Source organism: Vibrio sp. 10N.222.54.E6, from assembly GCF_041473955.1.
Lineage (GTDB): Bacteria > Pseudomonadota > Gammaproteobacteria > Enterobacterales > Vibrionaceae > Vibrio > Vibrio tasmaniensis_A.
This window is the reverse complement of the sequence record NZ_JBFRTD010000006.1, coordinates 119945-143586: the sequence shown is the minus strand read 5'-3', so window position 1 is coordinate 143586 and position 23642 is coordinate 119945. Positions and strand designations below refer to the sequence as shown.

18 protein-coding genes and 1 pseudogene are annotated in these 23642 nt (G+C 44.7%); 9 read left to right on the top strand and 10 right to left on the bottom strand.

The annotated features are described in order from the left end of the window. Window positions 1-2 precede the first annotated feature (2 nt). From AB4513_RS01785 to yejF, 3 genes and pseudogenes are all read left to right on the top strand, one after another. Window positions 3-1091: a microcin C ABC transporter permease YejB gene (locus AB4513_RS01785; protein WP_004730359.1), complete on the top strand. Its 1089-nt coding sequence runs from the start codon at window positions 3-5 to the stop codon at window positions 1089-1091. Window positions 1092-1122: 31 nt separating this feature from the next. Then, window positions 1123-2145 (top strand): annotated as a pseudogene (locus tag AB4513_RS01780) (ABC transporter permease). Between the two features lie 9 nt (window positions 2146-2154). Continuing rightward, complete coding sequence (yejF, locus tag AB4513_RS01775; RefSeq protein WP_102257614.1) at window positions 2155-3804, top strand: microcin C ABC transporter ATP-binding protein YejF; 1650 nt, start codon at window positions 2155-2157, stop codon at window positions 3802-3804. 96 nt (window positions 3805-3900) lie between these two features. Here the strand turns inward: yejF and AB4513_RS01770 are convergent, their stop codons facing one another. The 3 genes from AB4513_RS01770 to AB4513_RS01760 form a co-directional block, all read right to left on the bottom strand. Next, a complete protein-coding gene (locus AB4513_RS01770; RefSeq protein ID WP_102257615.1) occupies window positions 3901-5094 on the bottom strand; it encodes a carbohydrate porin in 1194 nt (397 codons plus the stop codon). Window positions 5095-5125: 31 nt separating this feature from the next. After that, window positions 5126-5665, bottom strand: coding sequence for a hypothetical protein (locus AB4513_RS01765; protein ID WP_228012653.1), 540 nt, complete (start codon window positions 5663-5665; stop codon window positions 5126-5128). Window positions 5666-6392: 727 nt separating this feature from the next. Then, window positions 6393-8300 carry an amidohydrolase gene (locus AB4513_RS01760; RefSeq protein ID WP_009844916.1) on the bottom strand — a complete coding sequence of 636 codons (1908 nt, stop codon included), beginning with the start codon at window positions 8298-8300 and terminating at the stop codon, window positions 6393-6395. Window positions 8301-8663: 363 nt separating this feature from the next. Here AB4513_RS01760 and AB4513_RS01755 point away from each other — a divergent pair, with 363 nt between their 5' ends. Then, complete coding sequence (locus AB4513_RS01755) at window positions 8664-9554, top strand: LysR family transcriptional regulator (RefSeq protein ID WP_009844917.1); 891 nt, start codon at window positions 8664-8666, stop codon at window positions 9552-9554. Between the two features lie 148 nt (window positions 9555-9702). On the opposite strand, the gene AB4513_RS01750 is transcribed toward AB4513_RS01755, so the two are convergent. The 6 genes from AB4513_RS01750 to AB4513_RS01725 all read right to left on the bottom strand — a co-directional run bounded on the left by AB4513_RS01750 (window position 9703) and on the right by AB4513_RS01725 (window position 14818). Beyond that, window positions 9703-10740: a linear amide C-N hydrolase gene (locus AB4513_RS01750; protein ID WP_009844918.1), complete on the bottom strand. Its 1038-nt coding sequence runs from the start codon at window positions 10738-10740 to the stop codon at window positions 9703-9705. 136 nt (window positions 10741-10876) lie between these two features. Next, the gene (locus AB4513_RS01745; protein WP_009844919.1) at window positions 10877-11758 is read right to left on the bottom strand and encodes a LysR family transcriptional regulator; all 882 of its coding nucleotides are present in this window, start codon (window positions 11756-11758) and stop codon (window positions 10877-10879) included. Between the two features lie 136 nt (window positions 11759-11894). Continuing rightward, window positions 11895-12452 (bottom strand): hypothetical protein, encoded by a 558-nt coding sequence (locus AB4513_RS01740; RefSeq protein WP_009844920.1) that lies wholly within the window; start codon window positions 12450-12452, stop codon window positions 11895-11897. After that, window positions 12428-13156 carry a helix-turn-helix domain-containing protein gene (locus AB4513_RS01735; RefSeq protein ID WP_009844921.1) on the bottom strand — a complete coding sequence of 243 codons (729 nt, stop codon included), beginning with the start codon at window positions 13154-13156 and terminating at the stop codon, window positions 12428-12430. Before AB4513_RS01735 ends, AB4513_RS01740 begins: the two co-directional genes overlap by 25 nt. Before the next feature lie 22 nt (window positions 13157-13178). Beyond that, window positions 13179-14567: a hypothetical protein gene (locus AB4513_RS01730; protein ID WP_032555004.1), complete on the bottom strand. Its 1389-nt coding sequence runs from the start codon at window positions 14565-14567 to the stop codon at window positions 13179-13181. Next, window positions 14564-14818, bottom strand: coding sequence for a cold shock domain-containing protein (locus tag AB4513_RS01725; protein WP_009844923.1), 255 nt, complete (start codon window positions 14816-14818; stop codon window positions 14564-14566). Before AB4513_RS01725 ends, AB4513_RS01730 begins: the two co-directional genes overlap by 4 nt. 267 nt (window positions 14819-15085) lie before the next feature. Between AB4513_RS01725 and AB4513_RS01720 the strand changes: the two genes are divergently transcribed. The 5 genes from AB4513_RS01720 to AB4513_RS01700 all read left to right on the top strand — a co-directional run bounded on the left by AB4513_RS01720 (window position 15086) and on the right by AB4513_RS01700 (window position 22649). Beyond that, window positions 15086-16498, top strand: coding sequence for a TolC family outer membrane protein (locus AB4513_RS01720; protein ID WP_009844924.1), 1413 nt, complete (start codon window positions 15086-15088; stop codon window positions 16496-16498). Between the two features lie 150 nt (window positions 16499-16648). Further along, on the top strand, window positions 16649-17734 hold the full coding sequence (locus AB4513_RS01715; RefSeq protein ID WP_009844925.1) for an efflux RND transporter periplasmic adaptor subunit: 1086 nt from the start codon (window positions 16649-16651) through the stop codon (window positions 17732-17734). A 6-nt stretch (window positions 17735-17740) separates the two neighbouring features. Then, complete coding sequence (locus AB4513_RS01710) at window positions 17741-20860, top strand: efflux RND transporter permease subunit (protein WP_009844926.1); 3120 nt, start codon at window positions 17741-17743, stop codon at window positions 20858-20860. 197 nt (window positions 20861-21057) lie between these two features. Continuing rightward, window positions 21058-21837 (top strand): hypothetical protein, encoded by a 780-nt coding sequence (locus tag AB4513_RS01705; RefSeq protein WP_009844927.1) that lies wholly within the window; start codon window positions 21058-21060, stop codon window positions 21835-21837. 263 nt (window positions 21838-22100) lie between these two features. Continuing rightward, window positions 22101-22649, top strand: a complete 549-nt coding sequence (locus AB4513_RS01700; protein WP_009844928.1) for an RNA-binding S4 domain-containing protein — start codon at window positions 22101-22103, stop codon at window positions 22647-22649. A gap of 116 nt (window positions 22650-22765) precedes the next feature. Here AB4513_RS01700 and AB4513_RS01695 read toward each other — a convergent pair whose 3' ends face one another. Then, window positions 22766-23641 carry a LysR family transcriptional regulator gene (locus AB4513_RS01695; RefSeq protein WP_009844929.1) on the bottom strand — a complete coding sequence of 292 codons (876 nt, stop codon included), beginning with the start codon at window positions 23639-23641 and terminating at the stop codon, window positions 22766-22768. Window position 23642 lies beyond the last annotated feature (1 nt).

Below are 23642 nucleotides of genomic sequence, written 5' to 3'. Positions count from 1 at the left end.
GCATGGCCGCGTATATATTTCGACGTTTATTGTTGGTGATCCCCACGTTGTGGGCGATCATCACCATCAACTTTTTCATCATTCAGATCGCCCCTGGTGGCCCGGTGGAGCAAGCTGTTGCCCAATTAGAAGGGCATAACTCTGGAATTATGGAGCGCTTTTCTGGTGGTGGACAAGAAGTTGATTTAAGCGAAAGTGACCAAGCGTCTGCCAGTGGCTATAAAGGCTCACGCGGGCTTGATCCTGAAGTGGTTGAAGAGATCAAAAAGCAGTTTGGTTTTGATAAGCCAATTCATGTTCGTTACTTCGATATGTTGAAAAACTACGCGACCTTTAACTTCGGTGAAAGTCTGTTTAAAGGCGGCAACGTTATTGATCTCATCATCGAGCGACTGCCTGTTTCCATCTCCTTAGGGTTATGGAGTACCTTAATCATCTACGTGATTTCGATACCTTTAGGCATTATGAAGGCGATACATCACGGATCTCGGTTTGATATTTGGTCGAGTGCGGTGGTGATTGTTGGCTATGCCGTACCGGGCTTCTTGTTTGCGATTATCCTGATTATTTTGTTCGCGAGTGGTAACTACTTCAGTTGGTTCCCATTGCGTGGGCTCGTGTCGAGTAACTTCGACCAACTTAACTGGTATCAGCAAATTGGTGACTACTTCTGGCACTTAGCTTTGCCTATTTTCGCTATGGTCATCGGCGGTTTCGCCACACTCAGTATGTTGACCAAAAACTCCTTCCTTGATGAAATCAATAAGCAATATGTGGTCACCGCGAGAGCGAAAGGCTTGGACGAGAGCAGTATTCTCTACAAGCACGTTTTCCGTAACGCCATGCTGATCATTATTGCCGGTTTCCCGAGTGCATTTATTAGTATTTTCTTCACGGGTTCTATGTTGATTGAAGTGATGTTTTCACTCGAAGGCATCGGCCTGCTTGGCTTTGAGTCGACTATTCAGCGAGATTACCCAGTGGTGTTTAGTTCTCTCTATATCATGACCTTGCTTGGCTTGGTGCTGAGCATTATCTCCGACCTGACGTATACCTGGGTTGATCCTCGAATTGATTTTGAAGCGCGTTAATGGCGAACGAATAACAAGGTATTGATAATAAATGTTTAACAACCCTTTAGCTGAAGCTCGTTGGTTACGTTTTAAAGCAAACAAGCGTGGTTTTATCTCCCTTTGGATATTTACCATCTTGTTTGGATTGAGCCTGTTCGCTGAGATCATTGCCAACGATAAACCACTCTTGGTTTCTTATGATAATCAGTGGTTTGTACCTGTTATCAATGAGTACGCCGAGACAGAGTTTGGTGGCGAGTTTGAAACCGAAGCCGACTACAAAGACCCGTATGTTATCGAACTCATTGAAGACAACGGTTAAATCGTGTGGCCAATCATTCCTTTTAGCTACGATACGATAAACTTCGATATTTCGGGCGCGGTGCCATCGGAGCCAGATTCAGTGAACTGGCTTGGAACCGATGATAAAGGGCGAGATGTATTGGCTCGCATCATTTATGGGTTCCGTATCTCTGTTCTGTTTGGTTTTATTCTGACGATTGTATCGAGCGTAGTCGGCGTAGTTGTCGGGGCAACGCAAGGTTACTACGGTGGTTGGGTCGACTTGTTTGGGCAGCGCTTCATTGAAGTCTGGTCTGGAATGCCGACCTTATTCTTGCTGATCATTCTGTCGAGCTTCATTGAACCGAATTTCTGGTGGTTGCTAGGGATTATGGTGCTCTTCAGTTGGATGAGTTTGGTTGGGATTGTGCGAGCTGAATTCCTACGTTGTCGAAACTTTGATTATGTAAGAGCCGCGCAAGCCATGGGCGTTGACGACAAACGCATTATGCTTCGCCACATGCTACCCAACGCGATGGTGGCTTCGTTAACCATGATGCCGTTTATCCTTTCAGGCTCGGTCACCACATTAACGTCGTTAGATTTCTTAGGCTTTGGTTTGCCTGCGGGTTCGCCTTCATTAGGTGAGCTATTGGCGCAAGGTAAAGCTAACTTGCAAGCGCCTTGGCTTGGCATTTCTGCTTTCGTCGTACTTTCATTGATGTTGACGTTACTTGTCTTCGTTGGTGAAGCGGTGCGTGATGCTTTCGACCCACATCAACAGAAGTAAGGATAGGTTATGACTTCAAATACAGTTCCTGCTTCAGGGTCAACAGCAGAGGCTTCGAATGCATCTCCAGTTCTGACCATAGATAAATTGTCTGTCGGGTTTGGGCGTAAAGACTCGATAGAACAAGTGACGCAAGACGTCTCGTTGGAGATATACAAAGGTGAGACACTCGCGCTGGTGGGCGAGAGTGGCTCCGGTAAATCGGTTACGGCTAACTCAGTGTTAAAGCTGCTACCTAAAGGCTCATCGCACTACTTAAACGGTAAGATCAATTTCTCTGGCACCGATATTCTGAGTTGTTCTGAAAGGCAATTGCGAGGGATTCGTGGTGGCCGCATTGGCATGATCTTTCAAGAGCCTATGGTTTCGCTTAATCCACTTCATCGAGTCGGTAAGCAGCTGGTTGAAACCCTCGCGATTCACCGAGGTATGCGAACCAATAAAGCTCAAGCCTTGGCGATAGAGTGGCTTTCAAAGGTGGGTATTCGTTACCCAGAGCAGAAGATATCAGCGTACCCACACGAGCTATCAGGTGGAGAGCGTCAGCGTGTAATGATCGCAATGGCTCTGATTAACGAGCCAGAGCTGCTTATCGCTGACGAGCCGACGACTGCGTTGGATGTATCAGTACAAGCGCAGATTCTCGACCTGTTAAAAGATCTGCAACAAGAGCTGGGTATGGCGATGCTCTTTATCACACACGATTTGAGTATCGTTCGTAAAATTGCCGACAGAGTGGCGGTAATGAAAGATGGTCGCTTGGTTGAAAGCAATGACTGCCATACCCTGTTTAATGCTCCAGCTCACCCTTATACGCAAAAGCTTATCAACTCTGATCCGAAAGGCTTGCCCGTTCCAGTTTCTCCGGAAAGTGAACCTCTGCTCGATGTTAATCAACTTCGTGTTTGGTTCCCGATTACGGGCGGTTTATTCAAGCGAACCATTTCTCATGTCAAAGCTGTGACCGATATGGAGTTCACTTTGAAGAAAGGGCACTCAATCGGTTTAGTTGGCGAAAGTGGCTCTGGTAAATCGACAACCGGTATGGCGATACTCAAATTGGTGCAAAGTGAAGGTTCAATTACTTACGCAGATGAACAAATTCGGGGCTTAAACCGCCAACAGATGCTACCGTTTAGAAGCCGTATGCAAGTGGTCTTTCAAGACCCATTCTCGGCGTTAAACCCGAGAATGTCGGTTGCTCAGGTGATTGGCGAGGGTTTGTTAGTGCATCAACAATTGGACGACACTGAACTCGACCAACGCATCTGCGATGTAATGAAAGAGGTCGACCTAGACCCTGAAACTCGTCACCGTTACCCGAATGAGTTTTCGGGCGGTCAAAGGCAACGTATTGCGATTGCTCGTGCTCTGATCCTTAAGCCAGAGTTTATCTTGCTAGATGAACCGACATCGTCACTCGACAGAACCGTCCAAGCGCAAGTTCTAGACTTACTTAAGTCATTACAAGAAAAGTATGGCCTAACTTATCTATTTATCAGCCATGATCTGAATGTTGTGAAATCCCTGTGTCATTACACCATTGTCATGAAAGCAGGCGAGGTGATTGAGAAGGGTGACACTGAGACCTTGTTTGGTAATCCGCAACATGAATATACTAAACAATTGGTGTCTTTATCTGAGGTTGGCACGCCTTAATCGATGAATTTCGATTCAATGTGAAAATCCAAAAAAGAGCCTGATCACTGATGATCAGGCTCTTTTTATTTAGAACGTCTTAGTTTATGCGTGGTACTAGAAAACGATATTCGTTCTTAGGCCAAACAACGCGACTTTGCTTTGAGTGCTGACTGCGGGTGTGACGTATTGCGCATCTGCGGTAAAGGTTAACCATGGCGTTGCTTGGAACGCGTAGTAGATCTCAAAACCTTGCTCGTCTTTTAATTCTGCTCCTAGTGGCAAATCGCTAATGCTGTTTTGTAACGCATTAGACAAGTTGTAGTAATAGTAGCCCGCGCCCCATTGATCTTGAGGTCTGTCGAAGAAGAAAGCGTTGCCTCCAAGGCCGCCAACAAACGTTCCATCTATGATATTTGGATTACCGTCTGCCGCTGCTGCTCTTAGGTAGACTGCGATGGTATCGTCATTGTTCTCGTAGATATTGTGTGTTGCTTGAGCTCGAATGTTGTACTTATATTTTGCAGTTTCACCCAAAGACGAGTAATCGACCCCTTCTTCAGTGCTATATGTACCAGACATACCAAACGTAGAACTTCTATCAAACAGTTTGAATGAGTGAGTCGCACCTAATGAAAAATTCACGCCATCATCAAACCAATCATTGAATCCTAAGTTGTCAGCATATCGATCTCTTGGATCATAAATCATCGCCGTGATTCGTGTATCGCCAATGGTGTGGTTCAGGATGCCGCCAATAAATGATGGGGGAGTCACGCCACTTGGTGGAGCAGAAAAAGCAATGTTCATGAATCCATGACGAGTTGCACCACCGTAAAATGGCGCATTTCGTAGTAGCTCAAACGCGTCGATCTTGCCAAAAAGTAGGTTAGTGTTGTCATCAAACTTGTGTGTGTAATACAAGGATGAGAAGAAAGGGCTACTGCTGTCTGCGTAATGGGCTGAATTAGGTACTGACAAACTGGAGAAGCCAAAGTCGTTCGCATCTCCGTTTAGATAGATCAACTGGGTGCGAAAGGTGCCGTTATTCCATAGGCCAGCATTTTCGGTATCAAGTGCTGCAAACAGGTCAAAACGGTGTGTGAACTCATTTGAATTTGATGGTGAGCCAGAAACCGCCGATTGGTAAACGTTGGTGTATTCAGCATCGAGCGAGAGTCCGTTGTCTTTAATGTGACTACGATCTCCTCCCCAATCACCGGTTAATGTATCAGAGTATGGTTGGCTTGCATTAGCTAAAGACGATAAAAAAAGTGGAGTTAAACAAAAGGGTAATGATAAAAATTTCATAATTAAATCTTATTGTTAGAACGTAATCTGGCTAAGCGCATTGAGATAGATAAGCAGGGCTGTTTAGCGTGCTGGCCAGTTGTGAATGGCGTTGATGTTTAAACAGTGCACTCAATGCATCAAACGCTTCTGAAATGGACAGATAACCTTGCTGATAAGCGAAGGAAACCGAACTTGCTTTACCGTCGTTGAGGTCGTGTCTTGAGATCGCAATGCCATGGTTTTGCGCGAGTAAAAACAATGCATCCGCGTTAAGAGGTTGCGAGTCCGCATTCTGCTGGTGACGCAACTTGTTGACGAGTGAGTGAATACGCTCAATACATTGGCTAAGTCGGTGATAGCGAGAGGTGTTCACCGTTGTCGCAATATGCTGGCAAACCTTTACCAATGCCTCCATTTGATCTGTTTTCGCTGAAGACGAAACCATCTTTTCAATAACTGCATTTAGCTCGGCAAGATATTGCGTTCTAAGCTGGGGTAATACCGTCACTTCATCATCCTTAATGTATCCGCGTAGCTCCTTGCCAAGTGACTCTAGATAACCCATATCTAATTCCCAAATGGTAGACATAGTATTGACCTGAGTTGTAATTGACCGGGTCATGTTATCGATTTTGGTGATGATAAAACTAATTTTGAAGTTTTTATGTTTTTATTAAGCTATTGTATTTATTGATTTTTCATTGCATTTCATCTGCTTAATAGACGTTTCAATACCGGTGTCATCAAAGGAAAACAAAAGAGAAGATTGGCTGATGAAGAAGGGTACAGTTATGGTGGTAAACAGCGCAATTAAATCAGATTTATGTGGCTTTCATGAGGCGAGGTGAGATGCTACGAAAAGAGGTTAGCCAGTTAAAATGAGAAGGTGTGGGGCTTTTATCTTGCCTAGTGCCAAGTGTGATGAACACACTTGTTCACGGTATGAGCTCAATTCGCTAGAGCCAGTATTTAGAAAGCTGCACTTGTTGAGCTATGTTGTGGCTAATAGATTGCACCACCAAACAGCAAATGTCCTCGATGATCTGTGAAGTGTTGGGATATTTGGTTGTGATGTGGAAAGCAGTGAGATAGGGGATTGAAGGTGTGCGAGCGTGTCGGATTGAGTTTGAGATCTTTGTATAGAGATAATTGAATATAGGAGGTCTGTATCGCGGAATCGGTAAACATGTATCATAAAAAGAAAAAGTGATAGCGGACGCTGAGGTCACACTATCACTTTTTGAGAACAATGAAGCTTAAGCTATTGAGATACTTTCGCTCAGCTTAGAGCAATGTTCATCGTTATTGTACCTACGTTATTTCTGTTGAATCGCCGTAAGAGCATGTTGGAAGTACAAGCTTGTCGCACACACATCGTGGTCATGATCATGATGGTGGTGATGACCGTGAGCGTTGTGGTATCTGTTGATTACATTCACAACTTTCATATTTTGCTCAGTCATGGCTAAACCAGAGTTACTGTTTTTTACAGGAGCAGGGATACCTTGGTAAATCGTTGCTTCAACTTTTATCTTGTTGATGTCTTCAGGTTTTACTGTGTATGGGTTGTCGTCAAGTACCGTAAAGTTGGCCGTTTTACCGATATCAATGGTACCAACTTCATTTTCTAGACGTGCTGTGTATGCTGCATCAATCGTGATTGCGCGCATTGCTTCATCAACTGTGATGCGCTCTTGAGGTCCCATTACCGTTTTGCCAGACAGACCAATTCTGTTTACAGCAGCCCAAACTAACCCTAGTGGTTGCGCTGGTGCCATTGGTGAATCTGAGTGCAATGATAAAATACCACCCGCATCGATGAATGAACGTCCACGCGCCATCACTTCTGCACGCTCTTGACCGATACCTTGTTCAGAGTAAAGCTCAGCCAGAATATGTGTGTAGTAAGGGTTTACACTAAAGTTTGCGCCAAGTTCAACGGCTTTAGGGATGTCGTCTTTATCGGTAATACCTAGGTGATGGAAGCTGGTTCTGTGATCGTCTCTGCTTTTTTCTTTGTTGAGCTTGTCGACAATGTTCAATGCAGTCTCAAAGCCTAGATCACCATTGGCATGGATAACAATCGTGTAGTCGTCTTCCCAGTAGGGGCGCATACTTGCTTCAAGATCTTTAGGCTCTTGCAACCATTCACCTGAGTGACCATCGGTGTAACCATCTTTAAGTTGCATTAACTGGCTGTACATTGCGCCGTCTGCAAACAACTTAACGAATTTAGGTAGCCATTTGATCTGTTCGCCTTGATAAGACGGGTGCTGAGTCAAACCTTCGGCAATCGCTTTACCTTTGGCAGGGTCGTTTTCTGCCATCATGTAGGTAAAGTTACCAGCTGGCATTAACCAGTAATCCATTGGGAAGTTACCGTCTTCAAGAATGTCGACTACTTGTTCGAACATCTCTGGTGTTGCAACAACACCTGGGTCAATCGCGGTAGTGATACCACCAGAGTGGATGTAATCTTTGGTTCGCTCCATCCCCGTTGCAAAAATGCCGCTATTTACCCAGAAGCTCATTACATCATTGAGAAGGATTTTAGCTCCAGCTTCATAAGCATGGCCTCGTTCCCAGTCTAGCTGATCGTAGTTATAGCCTTCGCCAGTCCAGTCTTCTTCAGACCAACCTAGCATTTCCATCGCTGCATCGTTGAAGAACAATTCGTGGAAGCTACGATGCCAAATGATAATTGGTCGGTCTTCAGAAATGTTATTCAGCAACTCGCGGCTCATTTCATTGCCGTGGAAGTAGTGATGGTAGCCCCAGCTTACCAATGGTTCGCCTTCTGCCAGTTCACTTTCTAACTCTGTTAAACGGGCTAAGTAGTTATCATGGCCTATTACGCCTTCAACGTTGCCCCACGGTAAATCCCAATCAGCAGGAGTAATAAAGTCTGCGCCGATCAATAACGCCATCAGCCAAAGGTGAACGTGAGGTTCAACGAAGCCCGGTGTAAGAACGCGATCTTCAAATGATTTATCAATCGTAAAACCATCTTTAGATTGGTACTTAGTGGTAAGTGTTTTTTGATCGCCAAGGTCGAGGATTTTACCGTCTTGGACTGCGATAGCGTCTACGTTGCTATGATCGTGATCTGAAAGAGTAATGATGTCGTTCGATACATAGAGCGTGATAGGGCTAGTAGAGGTTTCGGCGAAAGCAGGTGTGGCGACTAGGCCAGCAATAACCGTTGAGAGAAGTAGCTTTTTCATAATGGATCCTATTGCTCTCAACTAACGACCTTGTTTTATGAGAGGATTCAGTCGACCATCGCGCTTTGGAAAATCAATCTTCCTGTGAGCGCTTAGAAAGTCAGTTCTTTGTATTCACGGATAAGTGATAAGAAAAGAGAGGCGGTAAACCCATAATTAGCAATGCGTAACTCTGTTCAAATAAGTGTGTATAGCTAACTTCTGGGCTTACTGCCAATACATAGAGAAGCGAATTTTATCGTTCAAATACAGAGTGAAAACTCTCTTCGCCTCACATTTGTTGCTAATTTAGCAGTGTTATTACGTTTCTAATAACGCATAATGATGGGTAAAACCAAACATTAATAATCTAAGGCGGTGGGGATGTTTTCTTATGAACACTTAAACTCATTCTGTGCGACGTATGACGAACAGAGCTATAGCAAGGCTGCGAGATTCCTTGGTAAAGATAGAACAACCATTCGAGAACAAGTGAAAGCGTTAGAAGACAGCTATCGAACCATTTTATTTACGATTGAAGGAAAAAAGGCGGTACCAACCAGCTTTGCACGTTCTATTTATAAGCAGTCAAAATTGTTGGTGCAAAACAGTGAGCGATTGCATCTAAGAATGATGAATGCTTACCAACAAGAACTGACCCGTTTAGATTTCTATCACGATACTCTGATGCCCAACGATTTAGTGGTGGAGATAGAACAGCATGTTTTGAAGGCTCACCCGGACATGGTGCTCAATTGGCTGCATCGAAATCGAGATGAGATCTTGGTTGATGTGACACAAGCGCACAACAAAGTTGCGATCATGCAGCACCGAATGGAAAACATGTCGGAATACCCAATCAGCGCCATCAAACTTGGTGACGGTGATATTGCTGCCTACGCACGGATTGATAGTCCTTTGTTCAAAATCGGTGAGATTCGACTTGAAGATCTTCAATTAGAAACGCAATACATCAGTGAAAACCAAAGCAAAACCATGCCAGAGTGGTTGGGCATATCACCGTATTTTCGCACCGTTAGTAATAACGATATGTTACTGGAGTTAGTGAAAGTGAATGGCTGGGCGTTACTTCCAAAAAGCTTAGCGACCGAAGCGGTGAACACGAAGCAGCTACGCCGAATAGAGTTCAATGAGTTGCTTTCACACAGCGCGAAGTTCGGGCTCTCATTCTTCTATCCAACGAGTTTTGAAAATACCAATGTGTATAAAGGTTTGGTTGAAGTACTGAAGGGTTACGCAACTAAGAATTTGTAGACCCAACTTTAGTATCGCTTTGAAAGGTACTTAATATAAGTTGAGAGTGAGAGCGCGGTAGATGCACTCTGGTTGAAGCGGAGTGTTGATTATGAATAGGACAAAGGCCAAGTGGCCTTTGTCTCAGGTTTACGCGTGCTTAGTTTGATTAGTTTGCAGATTTAATGATCGTTTCAGTCACATCTCCAATCAAACCCGGCTGGATTAACTGGAAGCTGATCGCTTTTCCAGATTCTTGGATATCTCGCATGTTGTATTGAAGCTGAGTGAAGTCATCTCCCCACTGATAGCGAAGCAACGTTTCTCCTGTTTGTAGGTGATAGTTAACAGCGTATTCCGTCGCGTAGCCAGACATCACACCATCAATGGGTGCAATTGGCGCATCATGTGGGATCTTGTAAGTAAGCGAGTCCAGTTTGACCATACCGTTGATCACGCTGCTCGGCTCCGTAAGGTGTTCCATGTAGTAACTTGAATGTACAAACCTGTCTTCTGGGTTGGCATTACCGCCAGTCCCTAAGTTGGTTTGTGAGTATTGTGCTTCTTTTGGCCCCCAACCGCGTTTAGAGCGTTCTACATTGGCCAGATGTTGGTCGTAATCGGGTTGGTTGGTCATTACGGTGTATTCCGCGCCATGCCATACTCGAGGTCCTTCTGCTCTAAATTCTATAATTGCTGAGTCACCCGATGTGTCTTGAAGGCTAATGTGCAGAGCAATTCTAACGGGAATACCGGGTACGAATTCAATGGCAGGTTGCGATTTTTCAACGAATTTAACGGCCTCTTCAACAGTACTAAACTGCGATAAAACATGTTTAAGGTAGGTCAGCGTACCTAAGTCGTCAGCTTGCGTTGAGTCATCTGTATCCATGTTTCGGTCGTACAGCACATTACCACTAAGCCCTTCACTATTCATACCATCAGTAATTTGCCCATAAGTTGTTAATCCAGTGACATCATATTTAGAGGTTACTTGGTTAGAGTTATTTAAGTGGGTAAGGTAAGCGCTGTTTTTTGGAATGTTGACGAGGTGGACGTTGGTTGGTTCTGACCAGTCCACTGTACGTGAAACGAATGTGCCTTGATCTTGTGTATCCCAAAGCAAGCGGGTACATGCTTCGGCGGCAGTAACAACGCCCATAGAGAAGGTAGCAATAATAGCGGTAGATAAAATTTTCTTATTCATGATGAATGCCTTTGTAATTTGAGAACGCAATCATCATGACATTGAATCTAGAAACGAAAAATTCACATATGCGGGTTAAAATCCATCAATATGGCTAGATAACACGTTAATATTGTTACCTAACCCATTAATATAACTATGGGGCGAAGTGTGCTTGAGTGATTTTCTTGATTGTAGGTAGTGGTTCTTTGTTACCCATTGATACTGGGTAATACAAGGTTAGTCCAAAATTAAAATGATTTGCGACCTGTTTTACTTGGAGAGCTACCAACTCGCCGCGCTGGACTAGGGGCTTTGCTAGATCGGTACTCATGATTGCCCAACCGTCATGTTTTACCAATTCTAATAAGAGGTCGTTATTGCTGACTAGGTGGTACTGGGGGGAAATAAAATAGAGCTCTGGTAGCGTGTTGAAATGGTTTTCGCTCACATATTGCTTGTCTAACTTTAAGTCTTCAATTGACAGCGCGTTGAGGTGAGGGAGTTTGCTTCTTTTTCCTGCATACATACCTAGCTTGCCATAGCCCAAAGAGAAGAACTCGATATTTTTACTAAAACGTTGGATGTTTTTATGCTCCATAAGCGCGATGCTGTTCGATTCAGATTCAATGTTATCAAACGCGTCCTCTCGATTACGATGCAGCCAATGCACACGAAGTTCAGGGCATTTTTGTTGTAAAGCGTGCTCGATTTTGACAGCCAAATTGAGTGGTAGCGAAATGTCGTGATAGATATTGAGCGTCAGCATCTCATCCATATAGATGTTTTCTAATGAGGTGCTGAGCTTCTCAGTGTTATTCAACACAACCTTGGAGCGTTGATAGATATGATCAGCCGCTTGAGTCGGTGTTGCTTTCTTTCCGATGATTTCAAATAGCGTAACGCCATATAAGTCTTCGACGGCCTTTACTTGGTCTCGTATTGTGGTGCGGTCTTTGCCTAACTTTTTGGCAGCTGCGCTGTATGAAGATGCTTCGTACGTGGTGCAAAATGCCAATAGATGCTCATAAGAAAACATGCTCAAACCTCAATAGAAAGTAAACCCAGACCTTATGATGGAAATTATCCCGCATTAATGTTGAATTCGCTAAATTTTATCTTCGGTAATGAGATGAAAATGTGATCAATACTAGGTGTTTATTTTTCGAGTTCGATTAACGCGCTTCAAGCAAATGCGGTGTGTCTATTTTTATCTGCCTTACCAAACCTATATACGGCAATTCAGTGATGATTTCATGTGACGATACAGAGATGATTTTTCTTGGCGTTGAGAACATACGGAGGATTATATCTCTTGAGAAAGCGTGGAATTTAACTTGATCAATTTTCCTTGATGCTTCTTCTAAACGAATTGAGTCTGCAATCACATCAAACTGGATATGGTTGTTTTCAAAGCGTTGCCACTCAGTGTCGAACTTCACCGTCACCTGAGCAACGGAACCTGATGGGGCGAAAAAATTGAAGTGCATGGCGTGATAAGACTTGTCCTTAGTCATGAAGACTTCAGATTCTGTCTCGACGACGCGTATATCCCATAACTGAGCCAAGTAACCAAATTGACCTGGGTATCTTCTGTGCTTATACGACCAATACTGATCGACAAACACCGATTCTGGGCTGTATTGAGAAATGTAGATGTCTTTGATGACGTAAGAAATCAGCGCCACAATAATGAAACCGCTTGTGATTATTTTAGTGGTGATAGATGACATACAAGCACCTCCTTATTGTGATCTCGCCAAAACAATCTCGGCAGTGACGGGGCAGAGCTTTCACGATGAAAGGGTAAAGTATCGAAGAGTGCACTCTGTTGAGCTTCAATCAGTAGCGATTGGCAGATTTGAATGTCTTGATCACTTGGCGTCTCAGCGTTTTGATGGATCAACATCGGGATAGGTGGCGCTATGGTCGGCTCTGCGATTAGGCGACTGAATGCGCCGTTATGGTATAAGCCGACTAAGTTCCAGCCGATAAAAAGAACACATGCGAACCTGATAAGGTTATGAATAAAAAAGGTTTTGTTATGTTGAACCCAGTTTGCTGTTTTTGACCATAACGAAGCGTGGCGAGCAATCAATGATTGGTATTCTGTTTCAGTGAGCGCTTGAGTTTCTCCGATGTAGGCGTAGCCCTTCATCACTTGAGTTTGGATGAACTTTGGTTGTTCGCTCGAATCTCCCAGTTGGGCACGCAAGTTTTTTACCGCGGTGGCGACACTCGATTTTGCACGCGTACTTTCCCAAATGGCCTCAAGAATAAATGATGATGTGAGGTCAGAACCTGAATGTTCAATGAAAAGTGACAGCAACTTCCACTCATTGGAACGCAGTTGCGTCTCTTGCAAAGACGTCAGGTTTAACAGCTTTCCGCTTTGACTGTTAAAAAGCAGATTTTGATTTAATAGGTAGAAACTCATCGTAGCTCACTCAAGGTTAAGTCTAAATCTTACTTAAGGTGGATCGTATCGTCAGTAACTTTTGAGCCCACTTGCGACGCCGAGCAAGCTCAAGTGGACTCTCTTGTTTCGCTAATATGCGATCAGCGTGCGCTATTTTATTGGTCAGCCAAAGGCTTTGATACTGAAAAATATTTCTCACTATCGTATCAGCGGTCGCTGAGTTAGTTTTTGATTTCAACTGTTCAATGGCTTGATTTATGTTGTCGAGTTTGGCTTTTAATCGAGCTATTTGGTCTTGAGGTGAGAGTGTTGGGCGTCCTTTCTTAACGGGTTTATCTATTGCCGAGCCACTTTCACCATCGCTACTTTGGTTAGATTTTAATTTTGAACAATCGATGGTGCGCTCATTAAGCTGATGTTCTTGGCACAGTATCTGATCTTCTAATACTAGGCTCTGATTGACGAGTTTTTGCAGTTCGCTCATCGGTTTTCTACCGGCTTTTGTTTGGGTTGTTGCTTTGCTGTTTTTTTCGAGCGCCTTGGCGGCCAGTGTTTCGATGCTTAATGCTGCTTGGTTGTGTGCATGACACACCTTTCTGTATTCGAGGTACGTATCTTGAAGCGCTTGCTCTTGTCGCATTAATTGCACAGGCAAGGGGAGTGCTGGTCTGCCCGCGCTGCTTTGTGCTTGCCTTAGCAGCAATGAATCTATTTTGTTGTCAATAATATGCAGCATCAGTAAGCGAATGATCTTTCGTTGATGCTTGATGCGCTCAAGCACAAACGAAGTGTCGTCACTCCAGAAATGATTGAGACTTTCTGAACCATTCAATAAAGCTCCGTTAAGCTCTCTGATGCTTGATTTGAAGCTTTCAGTGACGGTATAGAACCAATCATCTTGTTGAAAGCCAGTCGCCTTAACTAATGTACTTTCGAGCCAAGAGGCCACTGTTTGCGAAACTAACGTTTGCGAGATTACCGTTTGAGATATTCCCTTTTGTGATATTCCTTTTTGCGTGACAGCTTGCTCATGGAGCCAAAGCTGATCCGCGAAATCACACACAAGTATTGACCTTGGCTGCGCAGGAAGCGATCTAATCCGAAGCTGGTACAGGCTAATAAGTTGCTGCACATTACCTAATACCTTCTCTTGGGTGCTTTGCCATTGCTTGATCGGATCAGAATGACGTTGCGCAGACAGCATTAGGTTATCAATGCTGCTCCAAATCTTATACTCCTCGGAGGCGCTGATGATGTCGGCGTTAATGAGAGCCAACTGCTCTGCGTTGTGGTCTGGGTAGTGTTGACGAAACTGAGCTTGGTAACGAAGGTTAAGGCTCACGTAATCTTGATAGTCTTTTACAACGTGTTTAGCAAGCTTCACAACTGGCGACAGCGTAGGACGACCTCGTTGATGAGTCTTCATCATACTGACTCAAATGCGGAGAATGGTTTTGCCAGAGGTAGCACTTTGACGGCATTCCAGTGAGGCTTACCTTTTACTTCCTCAAGCTCCATATAAACTCGCTGACCTTCCTCTACGTTAATTTCACCATCAAATTCAATGACACTGATGTGAATGAGTACATCAATATCACCGTGATCAGGTTTAGCAAAACCAAACCCGTTTTCTAGGTGAAACCAAGTGATGTAGCCACGAGTGCAAATCAAATCGGACATTTACGAGATTAACTCAGTGAATAGGTAATGAGGTGATTCTATCAGTGGGTTTTATGACTAATTTTGATTTAAATCTATTTAATAAGTAATTAATTAAATCCAAATTCTATGTGGAACCCGACACAAAACCCTCGGTATTTGCCAGTAAATCATGACTTAGAACAAGTTTGATTCCGACGGCGCTACAGCTCAACGCCCTAAATCGCAAAACTTGACTCAAAAGGGCGCAAGTCCGTTCATCCATTTGATGTGTTGGTGGGTCATTCCATGAAAAAACAAACTTCAATGCTTACAAGTTCGGTTGCCGTTAATCGCAGAACGCCGAGATCTTCTATGAAGATCTCGGCGTTAGCTGTGCTGGTGGCCGGAGCATTAACGAGCTACGGAGCATTGGCTGAAAGTGTCAGCTTAAGCGAGCTGTATCAGCAGTCTCTCGACAATAACCCTGCGTTAAAAAGTGCAGCACTAGCCATTGATAGTGCGACCTATGGTGCAGACAAAGTAGGTGCCGCGTATTTACCTCAGGTTGATGCAAACCTTGCGTATGGTGTGCTTCGTAACAGCTACACCACACTCAACGAGATAGACACCAACGCGGCGCAAGCGTCTATTTCTGTTGGGCAAAATCTTTATAACGCGGAACTGAACGCGGCAAATGAGCTAAGTAATCAGCAGGTTGAGCTCAGCCAAGTCTCACACCAAGTCGCGTTAGAGAGCCTCGCTTTACAAGTCGTGGTGGGTTATTTCAATGCCCTTAAAGCGCAAGAGTCGTTAAAGCAAACCAAAGCGACACAAGAAGCGATCGAAGAGCAACTTAAGCAAACCGAACGTCAATTTTCATTGGGGATGATTCCGGAAAATGACGTGATTGATGCGCGCGCTCAGTTCGATTTAGTTTCTGCATCGGTGATTGTGGCTGAAAACGAAGTTGAGAAATCATTGGACGCGCTTTACGAGCTGTCTGGCAATGAGTTTTCGTCGGTTTATCCACTGAATACGGACCGTTACGACGCAAATATCCCAACGCCGGAAAATGCGCTGACATGGCAGGAAAAAGCCCAGCAATTTAACCCTGAGATGCAAATTCAGAAACAGCTGGTTGAGCTAAGCAAGCAGCAGATTGAACTTGCGCAAGCTGGACATCAACCGTCGTTAGGCTTGGTTGCTGAGTACCGGTATACGTTTGCGAGCGAGATTCGTAGAACCGAGATGGGTCAGTCAAAACAACAGTTTAATAGCATTGATGACAACTCAACTGTGTTTGCAGGTGTAGCAATGACCTTGCCTGTTTACCGAGGCGGGGCAACCAGCAACGAAGTACAACAAGCCAAGGTTCAATACCAACAAGCCCTTCAGCTTCAAGAGCAATCTTGGAGAAGCGTAACGCGTCAAATCCGCGGTGCAGAAAAAGACCTCAATGCCCTTATTAGTGCTCAGCAAGCCTATGCCAACTCTGTTCATTCTGCCGAACGTTCACTTGTTGCGACTCAACAAGGTTTTGAAATTGGCAGCAGAACGATTGTCGATGTGCTGAACGGAACTCGTCAGCTCTATGCGGCGAAGCAAGACCTGACTGAAGCGCAAATTGATTTCATTTTGGTGTCACTGCAGCTCAAGTTCTTGGGTGGCGAGCTTTTACCTGAAGACATCAGTGCGATTAACGCTGGTTTGAAACGCTAGTCGAAAAAGCTGGTTAAAGCGCTCGCTCGAAATCATGGCGTCAACGCCGAATAGAAAATAGATCAAATGTGATGGCACCTGAGGTTGAAGCTCAGATTGAATCAAGGATGCGGTCACTCAATGTATCGACGTATTTGTAGAGAACACACGATGAAAAAAACAATAACGTTATTAACCGCAAGTATCTTACTTGCAGGCTGTGGTGGTAATTCACAACCTACGGAGCAAACCGCTGCTCCAGTGCCTAGTACACCTGTAACGGTGGTACTTGCCGAGGAAATGGCGCATTCGCCAATCCAATACCATGTAGGAAGAATGGAGGCGGTTGAGTCTGCTCAACTGACACCAAGAACCAGTGGTTTCTTGTTAAATAAACTCTTTGATGACGGTGCCTTTGTCGAAGCGGGCGCTGTGCTTTTTGAAATTGACCCAACGTCATACCAAGCGGCATTTGATGCGGCAAAAGCAACCTTATCTGAAGCGCAATCGGCAATGAGCTTGACTCAGCTAAACCATGAAAGAACCACTCAGATGTTGAAGTCGGGCGGTATTTCACAGTCGCAGCTTGATTTGAGTATTGCGGAGCTAGAGATGGCGAGATCTCGAGTGGTATCTGCGCGAGCAAACGTAAGAGTTCAGCAAGACAACTTAGACCAAACCCAAGTTAAAGCACCGTATTCAGGTCAGTTAGGGAAAAGTAACTTCTCTATCGGTGACATGGTAGGCCCTAACTTTGGCCCATTGATTGACCTGATCAAGATGGATCCGATCGATGCCACTTTCTCGATTAAAGAAAGCGAACTGAGTCAATATCAGCTTCAAGGTAAGCAAGCAACATCAGTATTGCTTGAGCGTGATGGTCAATTGACGGACTACCAAGGCAACATCGCTTTTGTTGATAACAAAGTGAATGCAGCCAGCGGTACGGTGACGATTTCTGCCTCTTTTGATAACAGCGAAGCGGGTCTGCTGCCAAATCAATTTGTTCGTGTTGGTCTAACGAGTGCAGAACCGTTAAGCGGCGTGCAAATTCCTCATAAAGCGATCCATCAAGATCAGCTCGCTCAATATGTACTTACCATCGAAGAAGGCAACGCGGTACGTCGTGATGTCGTTGTAGGTGATCGAATTGGACAAGATGTTTTCGTCGCAAATGGCTTGGACGCCGGTGAACCAGTGATTGTTGGCGGACTGCAACGTATTCGTCCTGGTGCTCCTGTTTCAGTTGCGGAGTAATAGATTATGATCAGTAAATTTTTTATCGACCGACCGAAATTTGCGTTTGTTATCTCGATCTTCCTGACCTTGATTGGTTTGATTGCGATTAAAACCATGCCGATTTCAGAGTACCCAAGCGTGACGCCTCCGCAAGTTCGTGTCGTCGCGTTCATGCCGGGTGCCAGTGCTGAAACCGTAAAAGAGGTGATTGGTAATCCAATTGAAGAGGAAGTGAACGGTGTAGATGGCATGGTTTACATGCAGTCGCGTTCAACCAACGATGGCCGTTACTTCTTAAACATTACCTTTGATAACAGCGTTGATGCGGATATGGCGATGGTTAACGTATCTAACCGCGTCGCCGTTGCTGAAAACATGCTGCCGTTTGAAGTTCGTGCTCGTGGTGTGCGTATTCGTAAAGCCGCGCCGGATGACTTGCTCGCGATTGCTTTCTACTCTGAAGATCAATCGATGTCAGAGCTAGAGCTTAACAGCTGGGTCGAAGCAAACTTCATGGAGCGTATCGCTCGTATCTCTGGCTTAGCAAGCAGCGATTTGATTGGTGCGACCTATGGTATGCGCGTGTGGCTCGATATGGACCGCATGGCGTCACTGGGTGTGACAACATTTGATGTGAAGAACGCGATTCGTGAACAAAATGCAGTAGTGCCAGCAGGGCGAATTGGCCAAGGTCCAAGTCGTGAAAATGCCGCATTGCAGTTTAACTTGATCACTCAAGGTCGACTGTCGAGTGCAGAAGAGTTTGAACAAATTATTGTAAAAACCTTAGCAGACGGCAATCAAATCTACCTGAAAGATGTATCAAACGTAGAGATTGGTAGCCAATTCTATGATGCCTACGCAACCTACAATGGCGGAGATGCTGCTCTAGTCGCAATGCAGGCTAACCCAGATGCCAACGCTTTGGAAACAGGCGCTGCGGTTAAATCGGTACTGAAAGACATTGAAAGCATCATGCCAGCCGGTATGACTTACGCGATCCCATACGACACCACCTTATCGGTTGAAGCGTCTATTCGCAGCATCGTCGAAACCTTAATTGTTGCTGTCGGGCTTGTGATTGCGGTGACTTACCTGTTCTTGGGTAATGTCAGAACAACACTTGCACCTGTGATTGCGATTCCTGTGTCTTTGATTGGTACTTTTGCTTTCATGCAATTGGGTGGCTTTAGTATCAATACCGTTACCTTATTTGGCTTGATTCTGGCGATTGGTATCGTGGTGGACAATGCCATTTTGGTGGTTGAGAACGTAGAACGCATTCTCAATGAAAACCAAACCATTGATGCCAAAGAAGCCACCAATCGAGCTATGAAAGAAGTCACCGGCCCGATTGTCGCATCGACATTAGTCATGCTTGCGGTGTTTATTCCTGTGGCATTGCTTCCAGGCATCACGGGGCTGATGTTTGCTCAGTTCTCTATCACCATCTGTATTGCTTTGGTGCTATCCGCTATCAATGCACTCACGCTGTCACCTGCATTATGTGCAATGGTTATGAAGCGTAACCCTAAGCCTGCTAAGTGGTTTGTGGCATTCAATGCAATGTTCGACAAAGTAACAAACGCGTATGGCAAAGCAGTCTCTTTATTGGTGCGCAAATCAGCAGTGCTTTTGGTTTCGTTCGCAGTGGCTATTGCTGCCATGGTGGCGATGAATGACAAGCTACCGACGGCATTTGTTCCAGCTGAAGACAAAGGCGTGTTGGCGCTCGCGATGTTCTTGCCTGATAACGCATCGAAAGAGCGTACTCATGACTTGATTCGTCAAGCTGAAGCGGTATTAAACCAAGACCCAGCAATTGAAGATTTCGCAGGTGCAATTGGCTTCAATGCTCTGACCGGTGGTGTTGCCGCTAACTCAGCGACCATGTTTGTTAATTTGAAAGACTGGGATGAGCGTCTTGCAATGGATGGCGACCATACACAAGCTGCGGTTGCCCAGCGCATCAACATGCAATTGTATGGCATTGATAAGTCGATGAGCATCGCTATGGGTCTACCACCTATTCCAGGTATTGGTATCGGTGATGCACTTGAGTTTATGGTGCAAGACACGTCTGGCCGCACTGCTCAAGAACTCGCGCAAGTGACTTACGCGATGATGGCAGCGGCTAATCAAGCGCCAGAAATCACTAATGCGATGACGACTTATCGTGCCAATGTTCCACATTACAACGTCGAAATTGATCGCGAGAAAGCGCGTCAGTTAGGCGTACCACTCAGTGCAATTAACGATGCGATGGCGACACATCTGGCGTCTTCATATGTTAATGACTTTGCCCTAAACGGAAGAAGCTACCGAGTTTTTGTTCAAGCTAAAGGGGAACAACGAAATGATCTATCTGATGTGCTACGCATACATGTCCCGTCGGCGCTTGGCGAACAAGTTCCGCTGTCTGCTGTCGCAACGATCGAACCGACATTAGAACCTGACCTAGTTACAAGCTACAACATGTTACCTGCGGCACGTTTACAGCTAAATCCAGCTCCAGGTTACTCATCTGGTGAGGCGATTGACGCAATGGAGCGTATCGCCGAGGAAGTTCTCACTCAGGGTTACACCTATGAGTGGACGAACATGGCTTATCAAGAGAAGTTGGCGGGGAACACGGCTCAAATCGCTCTGGTTTTAGCTCTGGTATTCATCTACTTATTCCTTGTAGCTCAGTACGAATCATGGGCTCTGCCTGCTGCGATCATTATTGTGGCTCCAACCGCTGCTGTGGGTACTTTCGCGGCGTTATTAGCGGGTGGGCAGGCCTTGTCTATCTACGGTCAAATTGGCTTGATTCTATTGATTTCCCTAGCAGCTAAGAACGCGATTTTGATGGTCGAATTCTCAAAGCTGAAGCGTGAGACTCAAGGTTTAAGTATCGAAGAGGCAGCTATCCAAGGCGGCAAGATGCGTTTTAGAGCCGTAAACATGACGTCATGGTCATTCATCCTTGGCATCTTGCCTTTGGTGTTTGCCAATGGTGCAGGGGCTATCTCTCAGAACACGACTGGATTGGCATTGCTGGGTGGCATGTTGATGGTGTTGGTGGTCGGTTCGATGATGACTCCGGGCTTCTATGCCATTTTCCAAACACTCCGTGAAAAGCTTAAAACGAAACAACAGTAACTCATAGCCTCAATAAAGTGACGGCAAAGGTGTGTTGCTGCTTTATTGATGGTTTTTACCCCTCGTTATGAATTTTAAAGATTGTTTTTACCGTCTAATAATTGAGGGAGGCAGGGAGTATTTCTCTGACCCGTTTTTAAATCTGAGCCATGTGAGTACGGAAGCGGCTATGGCTCCAATGAGAATAAGGTTTACACATGAAAAAACTATTATTGACCGCTTCAATGTTAGCTGCAATGTCTGGTACTGCTTTGGCGAATGAAGAAGAAAGCCAAGTGATTGATCCATCGGATCTAACTCGCGTTTATACACAAGCTGCTTTTTTTGTTACTTCTGACGCTGATATCCGTTTGTCTTCAATGCTAACTGGGTCATGGTCTGAAACGACTCAGTTCGGTGGCTTTATCGAAGGCAACTTTGGCGACTCAGATGCTAAGCCGGGCAAAGATTCAATGGGCGTTGACTACCTTGGTAGCCGAGCTCAATATTTCCAAGTGTCAGCAATTGATAGTTCATTGATGCCACGTGTTGGCTTCATGGCGGACTTCATCCACACTAAGAACTCGGCACTGGGTTTGGATGACAATACCTTGATGTCTGTCGGTGCTATTGGCTTGATTAACCCTGCTTATACCGGCGGTGCAATGCTGTTTCCAAACGTAAACTACACCATTGGTGAAGTGTTTGGTGAAACGGCAGACGGCTACATGCTAAACCTGTTTGCTACTATCCCAATGGGAGATTCTGGCGCGTTTGTTCAAGCATGGCCTGAATACATGAACGTTTCTGGCGACACAGTTGAACTTGAGTCGACGTCTTTCAACATCATGATGAATGCTCCTATTAAGGAAGACCGAACTCAGTGGCTAATGACGAAGCTCCAATACGCATCTGCAGATGTGACTCTGCCAACGGGCGTTACGCTAGAAGGTGACTACGAGCTAAAAGCAGAAGTCGGCGTGAAGTGGTTCTTTTAACGCACTAGGGTGAGCTATCTATGGTTCAACTAGCCATGGTTTAACTATCTATGGTTTAGCGTCCTAACAAGCGGTAACTAAGCTATGGTTTAAATAAGAAGAGAGCTAATGATGTTAGTTCTCTTCTTTTGTTTTATGGCGCTAAAGATAGCTTTAATCCAGTGAACTCGATGCTTGAACCATAATTCAACATGGTCATTTTGTTGTTTTAAGATTACACTGCGCCCAATATTTCAGAAGTACATATTTAGGTAGAGGTCACCATGGACCAAGAACATTACGAAGACGCTGATTACGAAGGCCAAGAGCTGGGCGAAGAAGGCGAAGAGATTGAAATTGAAGCAATTGGTATTGATGTTTCATCACAGCCAATCGAGCTCTACAAAGTGTTTAAAATTGCTAACCTAGTGAGTGGTGGCGGAGAAGCTAAACACATCATCTCTGAAGGCTACGTAGCGGTAAATGGTGAATTAGAAACTCGTAAACGTCGTAAAATGTACGATGGCGACTTCTTTGAATTCAACCAAGAGTACTATGTAGTGGTGTGCGATCAGCCAGTACAAGAAGAATCAGAAAAGCCGAAAAAGAAAGAAGCGCCTAAAAAAGATAACAAGGCGAAGAAAGGTCAGTCTAAAAAGGATTCTAAGAAGAAAGAATCTAAGAAAAGCAAAGCAGAAATGCTAAGCGCAACGGCTGAACCAAAGAAAGAGAAAAAAGAGAAGAAGAAAGAAAACAAACCGAAAAAGAAAGCGGATACGCCGAAGCCAACACGTGACGACAAAAGCGGCCGTAATTCGATTGAGTTCTTCTAAGTTATTACTTTGAAACGTAAGCACCGTTATACCCAGGTTTTACGTTAAACAGATATCAAAAGACTCACTATTTAGTGAGCCTTTTTTGTAGGTGTAAATTAGGTCCTGACCTAATTTTATTTTTGATGAGCCACAAACTCTACAAACTTATCTCTAAGTGGGTTTTCACTCTCTCCATTCCAGATCAATCCGACAGGCCAAGTGGCGTATTCACCTTCTAAAGTAATGAATTCCACATCGGTATTGCTAATGAACTGCGCACTGCTAGGAACAATGGTGAAGCCGATATTGGCAGAAACCAAGGCAAGCAGGGTGAGGATATCATCGGCTTCTTGCGTCTTTGATAAGTCGATTTTATTGGCAAGACAATATTGTTGAATCTGTCTGTCTAATCCGGGACCGCGATGTTGGGCGAGCTTTAGATAAGGCCATTTCGATAACTCAGAGACGACGAGATTTTTGTTTGGCGCTTGCTTGAGAAGATCTTGGTGTATCGCGACCACAAGCGAATCATTGAACAGTGTTAGGCTTTCTAAATCCGATGATTCTGGTATCCGATTGAAGCTGATATCGAGGTCATGGCTCAATAACTCATCTGTCTGCTGCTTGGAAGGTGTGTCATTTAACGTGATATGAACGTCTGAGTATTGTTGTTTATAAGCCGCAATAAGCTTGGGTGCTTCATGATAAGTAGACACGCCAAAGGCAATGTTCAAATGTCCCTGAGTCCCTTTTACCACCGAGCCTGACAGCTGCTCAAACGCTTGCATTGAATGAACCAAACGTTGGGCTTCTGCCAGTAACGTTTTTCCTGCGTGCGTGAGCTCTGCGCCATTCCTGCCACGAGAAAACAGAGACGCCCCAATATTGGATTCAAGTCGTTGAATCTTTTTAGTGAGTGCCGATTGAGTGATGTAGAGCTGCTCTGATGCCAAACGGTAATTGCCCGATTTAGCGAGCTGACAAAATGCCTTCAGGAGATCAAATTCCATT

Coding starts and splice junctions, on each gene's coding strand:
- AB4513_RS01730 (WP_032555004.1), bottom strand. CDS start 14,567: ATGATGAAGACTCATCAACGAGGTCGTCCTACGCTGTCGCCAGTTGTG.
- AB4513_RS01770 (WP_102257615.1), bottom strand. CDS start 5,094: ATGAAATTTTTATCATTACCCTTTTGTTTAACTCCACTTTTTTTATCG.
- AB4513_RS01750 (WP_009844918.1), bottom strand. CDS start 10,740: ATGAATAAGAAAATTTTATCTACCGCTATTATTGCTACCTTCTCTATG.
- AB4513_RS01765 (WP_228012653.1), bottom strand. CDS start 5,665: ATGTCTACCATTTGGGAATTAGATATGGGTTATCTAGAGTCACTTGGC.
- AB4513_RS01760 (WP_009844916.1), bottom strand. CDS start 8,300: ATGAAAAAGCTACTTCTCTCAACGGTTATTGCTGGCCTAGTCGCCACA.
- AB4513_RS01695 (WP_009844929.1), bottom strand. CDS start 23,641: ATGGAATTTGATCTCCTGAAGGCATTTTGTCAGCTCGCTAAATCGGGC.
- AB4513_RS01745 (WP_009844919.1), bottom strand. CDS start 11,758: ATGTTTTCTTATGAGCATCTATTGGCATTTTGCACCACGTACGAAGCA.
- AB4513_RS01735 (WP_009844921.1), bottom strand. CDS start 13,156: ATGAGTTTCTACCTATTAAATCAAAATCTGCTTTTTAACAGTCAAAGC.
- AB4513_RS01700 (WP_009844928.1), top strand. CDS start 22,101: ATGGACCAAGAACATTACGAAGACGCTGATTACGAAGGCCAAGAGCTG.
- AB4513_RS01785 (WP_004730359.1), top strand. CDS start 3: ATGGCCGCGTATATATTTCGACGTTTATTGTTGGTGATCCCCACGTTG.
- AB4513_RS01715 (WP_009844925.1), top strand. CDS start 16,649: ATGAAAAAAACAATAACGTTATTAACCGCAAGTATCTTACTTGCAGGC.
- AB4513_RS01720 (WP_009844924.1), top strand. CDS start 15,086: ATGAAAAAACAAACTTCAATGCTTACAAGTTCGGTTGCCGTTAATCGC.
- AB4513_RS01710 (WP_009844926.1), top strand. CDS start 17,741: ATGATCAGTAAATTTTTTATCGACCGACCGAAATTTGCGTTTGTTATC.
- AB4513_RS01705 (WP_009844927.1), top strand. CDS start 21,058: ATGAAAAAACTATTATTGACCGCTTCAATGTTAGCTGCAATGTCTGGT.
- AB4513_RS01755 (WP_009844917.1), top strand. CDS start 8,664: ATGTTTTCTTATGAACACTTAAACTCATTCTGTGCGACGTATGACGAA.
- AB4513_RS01740 (WP_009844920.1), bottom strand. CDS start 12,452: ATGTCATCTATCACCACTAAAATAATCACAAGCGGTTTCATTATTGTG.
- AB4513_RS01725 (WP_009844923.1), bottom strand. CDS start 14,818: ATGTCCGATTTGATTTGCACTCGTGGCTACATCACTTGGTTTCACCTA.
- yejF (WP_102257614.1), top strand. CDS start 2,155: ATGACTTCAAATACAGTTCCTGCTTCAGGGTCAACAGCAGAGGCTTCG.